This window comes from Xanthomonas cissicola, assembly GCF_008801575.1.
Taxonomy (GTDB): Bacteria; Pseudomonadota; Gammaproteobacteria; order Xanthomonadales; family Xanthomonadaceae; genus Xanthomonas; species Xanthomonas cissicola.
The window spans coordinates 1-2,173 of sequence record NZ_VZPL01000169.1 but is presented as its reverse complement, the minus strand read 5'-3'; the positions used below and the strand labels follow the sequence as shown (position 1 = coordinate 2,173).

Sequence of the window (2,173 nt, the reverse complement as noted above, 5' to 3'; positions counted from 1 at the left end):
AACGGTTCATGCGTGTGTAGACCGTATGCCAGTTGCCAAAGCGCTTGGGTAGGCCGCGCCATTTGCAGCCATGCTCGGCAACGTAAAGGATGGCGTTGACCACTTGCAGGTTGGTCATGCTGACATTGCCGCGCTGCGCCGGCAGGCAGTGTTCGATCAGAGAAAATTGTGCTGGCGTGATCTCCATGCCCAATAGTTTAATCGCTCGGGCCATTAGTGTTAACAGGCCCTAGCTTCGTGGCCTACGACGTGTCCACCATCGTCAAGGCGCTAAACGCGGCAAATTATCGCGGTGTGGCCATCTCAATGCTGCTCGAGTTGTCTCAAGATCATGGTGGCAGCATCACTTTCGATGCAATAGGCAAAATGAGGACGCTGGTTCCGGCCGCCAATCTCTATGCTTGGCGCGACAAGGCCGACCCGTTTTCCGACGGCCGCGTCCACGCCAAAGTTGCGGTCGCGGATAGCAAAATTTGTTTCATCACCAGCGCGAACCTGACCGGGCATGCGATGGAGAAGAATATGGAAGCGGGCGTACTCATCTCCGGGGGGCATATTCCCACATTGCTAGGGCAACATCTGAAATCGCTGGTTGCTATGAAAGTAGTTTCGCCAATATGAAGTAGTCCCACTCTCAGGCTAGATTTTTAATGGTAATGCAGTGCTGATGTGTTAGGGAGCATCGGATGATAAGCGCCCAGCGTTACTGCAAGTGGTGCAGGATTGAAAGCGTGCCTTTGGGTATGCTATGTGTTGGTCGACAATGCAACTGAAGCGTCGCCGCGCCACAAATCGCTCCGTCCCCTGCGCCAGTAAAAGATGTGCGGTTCTGAGGGTAGAGGCGACGGTAAGGCTCCATGTTGATCGCAGCTAATCCCTTTACTTACGCGGACTTACGCGGACTTACGCGATGTGTTGATGATCGAGTGGTGGGGATATGCCCGCTGAGTACTTGCCGTTGCTGGTTTTTCCAGAAAGACGAATCCTTCAACCAGAAAAGGGGAGCGGTTTTCAACGTGATTGACGACTTCAACCGCCAAGGGCTGGGAATCGAGTTTGACTTGTCCTTGCCATCGGCCCGGGTGATCCGGTCGCTGGAGCAGATCATCGAATGGCGCGGCAAGCCGCTCGTTATTCGTTGCGACAGTGGACCCCAATACATCAGTGGCGCACTACTGACCTGGGCCGAGCAGCACGACATCCGGATTGAGCACATCCAGCCAGGCAAGCTACAGCAAAACGCTTACGTTGAACGCTACAACCGGACGGTACGCTATGGATGGTTGGCCCGAACCATGTTCGACTCAATTGAGCAGGTGCAAGACAGAGCCACACGATGGCTATGGACCTACAACCACGAGCGCCCGAACATCGCGCTCGGCGGCATTACCGCAATGCAAAAGTTGGCACTTGCGGCATAACTCCACTTTTGGTGACTGCTACAAATGGGGGGATTACCCTGGGCTCTGCGTCCGTTGCGATGGCGTGTATGGCACTCCTTGAACCTTGATGGAAGCCCTTGGACGAATTTTGTTGCATAGGGCGAAAAACAAGGCTAGAATTCAGGCCTTCGCTAATCATAGAGGCGAAGAAAGTAATTGGGAATCAGCGACTTAGCGCTCTAAAGCATGACTCGTTTCCCGCTCCAAATTCAAGGTGCCGTTCAATGCATCTTCAAAAAAGGACCTTCGGGTCCTTTTTTTGTTTGCTGGTGGCAGGCGCTAGGACGGATGGTGTGGCTATTGCGCGATTCGCGGATCAGCGAGCGCGTCATGCGTGTCGCAGCAACTGTGCTGAGTGCATCAGGGAAGGAGACATCCGTGCAGACGCCTCCTGGCGGGATGACGATGCGGTCCAACGGCAGGCCGCCTGCAGTGTTTTGGTTTTGGGCTCATGCCGTCGTGCTCAGTCGCCGTCTTGATTGCGGGGCCGGGCCGTCGAGGTGTCGCTAGCCGGCGGTCTGCCTGCATGGCAGATCGACCTGATGGCTGTGTGCAATGGAGGCTAGCTGGAATCGCAATGATTCGGTTGTCGCTATAACGCTAGGGAAGCTCTGAACAACGCACCACAGATACGCGACACTACCCGCCTCATCATGTAGAGGATCATCTATGCAGCTGACGTTCGGTGACGCTGAGGGCCTGGGCAAGCGCAAGCAGACCCGGCGCGAGAT

2 protein-coding genes and 1 pseudogene are annotated in these 2,173 nt (G+C 55.1%); 2 read left to right on the top strand and 1 reads right to left on the bottom strand.

What is annotated here, in order from left to right; genetic code table 11:
• Nucleotides 1-187: transposase (locus F7R02_RS25025; RefSeq protein WP_151210039.1), on the bottom strand; the 187-nt coding region annotated here is incomplete at its 3' end.
• A 50-nt stretch (nucleotides 188-237) separates the two neighbouring features.
• Here F7R02_RS25025 and drmC point away from each other — a divergent pair.
• Nucleotides 238-621 carry a DISARM system phospholipase D-like protein DrmC gene (gene drmC / locus F7R02_RS25020; protein WP_235900992.1) on the top strand — a complete coding sequence of 128 codons (384 nt, stop codon included), beginning with the start codon at nucleotides 238-240 and terminating at the stop codon, nucleotides 619-621.
• A 386-nt stretch (nucleotides 622-1,007) separates the two neighbouring features.
• A pseudogene (locus tag F7R02_RS25015) lies at nucleotides 1,008-1,421 on the top strand (integrase core domain-containing protein); the annotation flags it as partial.
• Nucleotides 1,422-2,173 lie beyond the last annotated feature (752 nt).